Source organism: Cronbergia sp. UHCC 0137, from assembly GCF_034932285.1.
GTDB lineage: Bacteria > Cyanobacteriota > Cyanobacteriia > Cyanobacteriales > Nostocaceae > Cronbergia.
The window spans coordinates 1-8,916 of record NZ_JAYGHC010000096.1; the positions used below are offsets into that span (position 1 = coordinate 1).

Sequence of the window (8,916 nt, forward strand, 5' to 3'; positions counted from 1 at the left end):
AACAATTAGCTTTACTGCCAGTCCAACTGCTTTAATTGAGTCTGATAATGATAGTATTGTTTTGACCTTTCAATTAAGCGCAGCACCACCAGACGGAGGGTTAGAAGTTACATTTGATAGTGGTGTAGAGCGATCGCTTGCTGAATTTGACGTATTTAGTGCATCATTTAATGGTGCTAGTTTGGTGAGAGCCAATGAAACATCCAGTGCTGTTACTGTCAGATTACTCCAGCAAACCGCAACCATTACTCTACCCGTATTTCAAGATGAAGTTGTAGAAGGTGCAGAAACCTTTACCTACACCCTTAGTCCCGTAACAGGCTATGATTTTGTACCTGATGAGGATGCAATTACCTTTACTATTAACGACACACCTACACCGACCGAATTACCAGTAGTAGGATTCACAGCCAGTCCAGTAGTGAGTGAAGCTGATGAACCAGGTTTAATGCTGATATTCAACACCCAAGGCATTATCCCAGCAGAGGGAATTATCGTCAGTGTGGGTGGAGATTTAAGAACCTCAGTTGAGGCACAGGGGCTACAATTTGAGCAAAGCATAGAGTCAGAAGGGATTGAGTATCTAGGTTTCAACAGTGACACTCAAGCTGATGAGTTTCGGTTGACACAAGCAGATACGGTCATTACTATTCCCGTCTTCGATGACATAGTAGAAGAAGCAGATACCACTTACACCTACCAACTATTAACAAGTGAAATCTATACCATAGACCCAGCCGCAGCATCAGCAGAAGTAACTTATGTAGATGGTGTACCTGGTGGTGTCGGTCCAGTAGTCAGCATCTCAACGGTACAAACTGCTGTTGAAGAAGGAGATATTGTAACCGTTAATTTTAGTGTTGATGGTGAAATTCCCTCAGAAGGCTTGACTCTGTATGTATTGAGTCCAACCCCAGATCCCTTGGGTGAGTTCCAAATATTAAATACCCAAGGATTAGCCGATTTACCAGAAACAGATAACACTGGTAGTGGTTTCTTTGTCACCTTGACCCAAGCAACTGCTTCTCTTACCTTACAGATGCTTGATGATGATCCTGATCAAGAATTAGAAACCTTAATTTTCAATTTGGTGAATGGAGAACAGTACGAAGTTAATCCCGATGCTGATAGTATTAGTTTGGTTCTAGGCAATACTAACCCCATCCTCCAGAAAATATCTGATAGTGTATTTCAGATCCAAGGTAGTAATCAACCAAAACTGCAAGTATCTCTACTTGAGTACAATTCTAATTTAGTCAACGAAATAGGCGTGTTTATTGTTGATGATGACAACGGAACTATTAATGGCATAGCACCTAATTCTACAGGATATGCAGAAGCCGCATTGGATAGAGCCAAGATCATTTTCTCGATGATTTCTAATCAACCAACCGGATTTGATCAAACAAATTTGAGCAGTTTAGTAGAGTTTAATTCAGGGGATAAACTAGGATTTTTATTGGTCAAAAATAGTACGATTGATGCGGTGCTTTCTGGCTTAACTCCTGTTTCATCGGTTGTTTTTGCCGAACCTTCAACCCAAAAGATAGAAATATTAGATAACGGTAACTACAAAATATCTTGGGAAGAGAATAATGGTGTTGTTGATTTCCAAGATTTAGTGGTAGAAGCTAAGGCTACTGATCAATCTTTACTACTGGGTGCTAGTTTGCAAGCAAATCCTCAAGGAGAAATGATTGATTTACGAGGGATAATAGGTCAGGTCAGCGCTGAGTTGATATTAAACCGAGAAGCTGCCTTTAACAATTTGATCGGATTTTACAAAGTTGCCAATGTTAATGGAGGGATAGATACTGATGGTAATGGTACTGTTGATTTTCTGCCTGGTGATACAGGTTACACCAAAGCTGCGATCGCAGGACGTGTTGTAGACCTCGATATGGCTGTCAATAATCAACAAACTGCTACTTTCAGCACAAACCTCAATGGGGGTTCAATTTACGCTCCATTTATTATTGCCAATGGTACAGCAGAGGCAATTTTAGATAATAATCCAAACAACGATCCGGCGGTTTACTTTACTTTTTTAGGTGCTAATTCAGGTCGTGTTGATCACATACGCCTTTTAGGAAATAATACCTTTGGTTTTGAGGATTTACCTCTCGGCGGTGATCTGGATTACAATGATGTACTTGTACAGATCAACCTAAATCAGATTTAGGTATCAAGGGTTCAGCATTGCTGAACCCCTACCTGATGTAATCAAGAAAAGCCCAGATCGCTCAAATAAATTCCGACTTGAGTTTATGCAAATTTTGCACAACCCCCCATTTCCAACGGAAATAGTAACTTTACTTAAATTTTATAATTCATATTGCTAATTAATCTAAATAGTGATACGATTCTAACTATCGATAATAAATCGCAATAAAGTTTCAGCAACACCGATTATTAAAGCATCATTAGTGAATTTTTGCTCAGTCTGATAATTCCACCTTCACCTGGAAGGAGGGTGTTTAGAAGGATTTTGTCTAGTCAGCTATTTAGCTGTCAAGTTGATCCTGACTGCAAATTTTCATATTATGTTTTGCGATAGTTTCTCATAGGGGAAACCCAAAAGACCGCTCTGCGTTAGATAAAAAACACTCAACCGCCTAATGCAAAAAATCTCACTTCGACCCTTCGACTAGCTCAGTGACCACTCAAACTCTTATTACTCTGTGTACTCTGTGCCTCTGTGGTTAGTTAATCCAGATAATTTATTTTTTGGAAGCAAATATCTGTTGACCATCGGCAGAATAGTCACGCAGTTTTTCTATCACTCAACTTTGAGACTGACCCATCTATTTATGACAACAGTAAAGTTTACAACCAACACCACAACCCTCATAGAAACTGAAGGGACTGTACTTACCTTCAGATTTGAGCTAAGTGAGCCACCACCAACGGAAGGTCTTAGAGTTTACCTGACAGGCAATATCCCACAATCCTTAACTCAACTGAATTTATTTGCACTCAGTTTTTCTGGTGGAGATAGACCAGTAGGAGACATTGACTTTACAGGGTTTGACTTTAACATTAAGTCCCAAGTTGCCACTGTGAGTGTACCCATTTTTGCCGATGGGATTCCAGAGGGAGAGCAAAGCGTAATTTACAGCCTACAACCTGGTGAAGGATATACAGTCGATCCCAGTTTCAGTGCTGTTACGGTTAGCTTCTACGACAATGCTAGTCAAGTTCCAGATATGCCATTTACATACAACGAAGCCACTGATGGCGACATTTCTGGCGATCGCAATGCACCCCTGCAACTGGAATTACAACAAGGTACTAATTCTTTAACAGCCACTTCCGTCAGAAATGATGTAGAGTACGTCACTGTTAGAGTTCCAGAAGGATATCAACTCGATTCCCTGGTACTAGCTGGCTACGAATCCGATGACGAGATTGCCTTTGCCGCAGTCCAAAGAGGCAGCGTTTTTACAGAGCCTCTCACTGATACTAATGTGGCAAATCTCTTAGGGTATGGTCATTTTGGTCCAGGTTTCAACCAACTAGGCACAAATATCCTAGATGATCTTGGCCAAGGTGAAGGAGCGATCGGTTTTAGTGGTGCTTTATCTAGCGGTGAATACACCTTCTGGTTACAACAAACTGGATTTGCAACAACAACATACACCTTAGAATTTAATGTTTCTCCAGTTACACCACCACCTAACGACCCACCAGTAGCAGTTAACGACAGCTACACCACAGATGCAGGTCAGGTATTAGTAGTGAACGTAGCCAATGGTGTTTTAAGTAACGATACTGATGCCCAAAGCGACCCATTGACAGCAGCAGTGGTACAAGTGCCTAGCAACGGTAGTCTTACCTTAAATCCCAATGGTTCCTTTGCGTATACACCCAACACAGGTTTCTCTGGTACAGATAGCTTTACCTATTTAGCCAACGATAGCAAAGTAAATTCTGCACCTGCAACAGTCAATATCACAATTAACCCAGCAATAATTATGCCAACAATTAGTTTTACCGCCAACCCAACTACCTTAGTTGAAGCCAATGAAGACAGTATCGTTCTAACCTTTCAACTGAGTGAACCACCCCCAGAAGGAGGATTAGAAGTTACATTTGATAGTGGCGTTGAAGGCTCATTAGCTGAATTTGCCGTATTTAGTGCATCATTCAATGGTGCTAGTTTGGTGAGTGCCAATGCTACCTCCAGTGCTGTAACTGTCAGATTACTTGAGCAAACCGCAACCATTACTCTACCCCTATTTAGAGATGAAGTAGCAGAAGCTCCAAAAACCTTTACCTACACCCTGAGTCCCGTACCTGGATATGACTTTGTTCCTGGTGAAAATGCAATTACATTTACCATTAACGATGTTGCTCAAACCCCTGTTGTCAGTCTCACGGCATCACCAGAGGTAGTCAGCGAAGCAGAAGGAACAATCTTAACATTAACCTTCAACACCACAGGCGATATTCCCGCGGAAGGAATTACTGTGCGTCTGCAAGGTGATGTTGCCAATATTATGAGGCAATTTACCGCCGCACAAGTGCGATTTGATGCCGAAGGTAATACTTTTTATCGCTTCGACCGTCCGCTAGTAGAGACTGGAGTTACTGGGGGAACATTGGATCTGTTTGCCCTCGAAACAGACCTAAGCAGCTTCACCTTTACCATCCTCGAACCGACAGCAACAATTAACCTACCTGTCTTAAACGACATCTTAGAAGAAAGCGACGCTACCTTTACCTACACCCTCCAAGCAGGAGAAGGTTACACAGTAAATCCCGCCGCCAATTCTGCCAACTTCACCGTAACTGATGGAGTACCCGGTGGAGTAGGTCCAGTAGTGAGTGTTTCCGCCACTCCCACCACCCTGTTTGAGTCAGAGCAAACAGCCATTACCATCACCTTTACCCTCGACAGCCCACCCCCAGAAGGCGGCGTTGTCGTCTACCTAGATAGTGGTGTACCCCGCTCCATTGCTCAATTTGACCTGACGGTAGATAACCCCCGTAATCCTGAAGAAACCCTGAATCCTGTTGGTTTAAGTACCACAGGCGGCGTAATATCAGGCACAAATGAATTTGTCAGTGCCGTACTTTTCCGCATCACCGAGCAGACAGCAACGATTACTGTCCCGGTGTTTAATAACGGAGAAGTAGATGGACCACGGACTTATACATACACCCTTCGTGATGGGGAGCAGTATCAAGTTAACCCCCAAGCCAACCAAGTAACCATAACAATTGATGACGCTATAACTGAACAGCCCGTAGTAAGTATTAGTTCTATTCCCGTAACAGCAGATGCTCAAGATAACCTACTAGCTTATGGGTTAGTAAAATCAGCAGAATATACAGACGCAGAAGGCGCGACCAGAACAGGTGCAGCCGTCCTCAATCTATCCCTGAGTGTAGACGGTACAATCCCAGAAGAAGGTTTAGTAGTTGATGTGATCACCGACCTAGACCTGTGGAAATACGTGACTGGACTAAATGGGACACCATTCTCACCAGGAGCGCAAGTTCTAGAGGCAATTTACGACGAAGCAGGTAACGGTATCGGCTTTAAAGCCAGAGTTACATCACCTAACGCCTTCATTCTCTTCCGGCTCAAGAGTGGACTAGCAGCCGATGACCTAGCCTCAGCTACTTTCTCCGTCCAAGCAGGGGAAGGGTACAGTGTCAGCGCCGATAAAGCATCCACCACATTCCCTGTTTACAACACACTGCAAGACGTACCAGCACCAAGCGTCACCCCAGAAGTTAGCTTGAGTACCACCAACACCACCATAGTTGAGTCGGAAGGTGGAACAGTTACCCTCAACTTCAGCCTCAGTGAAGCCCTACCCCCAGAAGGTGTAGTAGTGTTGGTAAGAGGAGCGCAATTCTCCAGCTTGAGTGATTTTGATGTTCTGCAAGCAGAAGTAGTAGGTGGAGAGTTACCCGCCCTCATTGGTAGTAATAGCTTCTACTTCCGCATCACCGAACAGACCGCCAGTATTACAGTAGCGGCCTTCCCAGACGGTGTAACAGAAGGTGTAGAAATTCAACGCTATAGCGTAGTAGCAAATCCTGGTTACACAGTCAACTCCGCAGAAAATACTGTGGTAGTTACCATCCAAGACAGCCCAGAATCCACCCTACCATTACTCACACTCACCAGAACACCAGCCACTCTGATTGAGACAGCAGGGACGGTTTCACGTCACACCTTCACCTTAACTGCACCCCCAGCCGCAGAAGGGGTAGTTGTTTCCGTCAGCACACCGAATCTGAGTGAATTTGACCTGGCAGGAATTAGCGTTACTGGCGGTACTATTGTCGGAGTCAGAGTAGATGGCTTTGATTTGAGTATGACTGCACAACGAGCAGTGATTGATTTACGAGTGAAGAACGACGGCATCATTGAAGGTACAGAAACAGCCGTCTTTAGCTTGCAACCAGGAACAGGTTACATCATTGGGGAAACCAATAATCAAGCAATTTTCACTATCGTAGATGCACTAAGTGCAGAAATCGAAAGTAATGATACTATTGCCACAGCCAACAATACCGGACTCAGTGCTGCTAACCCCACACTATCAATTACCGGGGCGATTGGTTATAGCGGTGTTAACAGATACCGAATCAACCCCACAGATGCAGGTTGGACATACGTTGACAACACCGAAGATGTAGACATCTATAAAGTTGAGTTGAAAGCAGGCGATCGCCTAACAGCTGACATCGACGCACAGATCAATGGTTCTACCCTTTCCTCAGCGTTGCAAGTCTTTGATGCTGAAGGCAATGTATTGGCTGCTAACCGGATTGCTCCAGCCCCCAATGAGATATTCGTTTCCAGAAACGACTCCTATATCGACTTTGTTGCACCCGCAGACGGCGTTTATTACGTTGGTGTCAGCAGCAATCCCAACTACGATCGCAGCGCCGAAAATCCCAACCTGTCCAACTTCAACCCCTACGATCCCAATGTCCAGGGAAGCGGTACAGGTACAACCACTGGGGCATATACCCTCAATCTCAGCCTCAACCCAGAAGTTGGCGAAGTTGTCAACCCTGGCCGACCTGTTCCTAGCGGCGTTCGCCCCCTCATCTCCATCGACACAATCACAGGGACTTACTCATCCGCCGGTACAGGTGAGAGGATTCTGTCTCCATACCTAGTCACTGCTCCCCCATCAGGTGCAGCAGTATTAGCGATCGCCTTAACAGCAGAGGGCGCAATTCCTGAAGGTGGCGCAGATGTCATCATTAACACTGATATTATCCTACGGGAATACTTTGGTAACTCCGTCAGAGTCAAACCCTTTAGTGTTGGTGGTGAAATTGGTCAAGCCATTTATGACCCCGCTACAGGTGAAGCTACAGGTTTTACCTTCAAACTGAACCAGAATAACGCCTTCATCAACATTGTTATTCCCACCAGTCTGCAACTTGAATCACCACAAACTGCAACTTTCTCTTTGGCCGCTGGAAACAACACCAGAGTTAACCCAGATAGCGACTTCTCTACAGTTACCTTCTACCCAACCTTAGAGCAAGCACCTGTCCCCACAGTTGTGCCGCAAGTAGGCATAGAAATCAGCCAAAACCAACTAATTGAATCAGCAGGAACTAGCGCCACACTCACATTTACCCTAGACCAAGCACCACCAGCAGAAGGCGTATTAGTCTACGTCAATAGTGGGGTTCGTGCAGCTTTGGGTGAGTTTAATGTCTTTGCCACAGAAGTTAACGGTGCATCCTTCCCCATTGGTAACTTCCGTGCAGGTGGTTTCTATGTCAAGTTAACTCAACAAACCTCAACTATTACCCTTTCAGCCTTCGATGATGGTCTAGTTGAAGGTCTCGAAACCTTTACCTTCAGCTTAGAAACTGGTGAAGGATACACAATTGACTCAGCTAAACCAGCAGTTACCCTGAGCATTGCTGATACACCTCAATCTCAGTTATTAGTTAGCTATGCTTTCACACCCGCAAATCTGATTGAGTCAGAAAACACAGTAGCGGTACATACTTTCAACCTCAGTTCTCCTCCACCCGCCGAAGGTCTGACCATCTTCGTTAACAGTGATAGTTTGGGTGAATTTGACCTGAGTGGAGTAGAAATTACTGGTGGAGAAATCGTCAGTGTTGCCGAGAATGGCTTTAGCTTGAAAATCACAGCCAATCAAGCTGTAGTCAGAACACCTGTAAACAATGACGGTATTGCCGAAGGTGTAGAAACAGCAGTTTTCTCCATTGCTCCTGATGATAGCTATGAAGTTAGCCCCACTGCTAACACAGCCACCTTCAAAATCTACGACAACACCAGCAATGTCCTGTTAGTTGAAACAGAAGGTAACAACCTAGCAGCGATCAACGATACTATTCCTCAAGCAGTCGATACACAGTTAAGTAAAGACAATACCCAATTCAAAATTCAAGGAACAATTGGTAATGCTGCTCCTAACTTCATCGACCGATCAGAAGATGTTGACATCTATAAAGTAGAACTCAAAGCAGGCGATACCATTAAAATTGATATCGACAGCTTGCCCTTTAATATTGACGGAGTTGAAAGAATCCAGTTTGTTGATACTGAACTGCGTTTATTTGATGCCGCAGGTCAGGAATTAGCCAGAAACTTTATTGCTCCTGCATCCGATGAGTTGTTTGTCTCCAATCGTGACCCCTATTTAGAGTTCACTGCCACCACAGGTGGTGCGTACTATCTAGGTGTTGCGGCTAACTTCAACCGTTATTATGACCCCTTGACTGCTGGTAGTGGCGGTGGTCGCATCATTCCCACTTCCGGCATCAATATCGGTAAATATGACCTCACTATTGACTTGATTTCTGATTCTGTAAGTGAATTACCAATAGTAGGATTCATAGCCAGTCCAGTAGTAAGTGAACCAGATGGTCCAGGCTTATTGCTGATATTCAATACCC

General features: G+C 44.2%; 2 protein-coding genes. Both read left to right on the top strand.

Translation table 11 applies throughout. From position 1 onward, the window contains the following. On the top strand, nt 1-2,182 hold a 2,182-nt coding region (locus VB711_RS25995; RefSeq protein WP_323289327.1), incomplete at its 5' end, for a DUF4114 domain-containing protein. Nucleotides 2,183-2,810: 628 nt separating this feature from the next. Further along, nucleotides 2,811-8,916, top strand: a 6,106-nt coding sequence (locus VB711_RS26000; protein WP_323289328.1) for an Ig-like domain-containing protein, incomplete at its 3' end; no start/stop codon positions are given.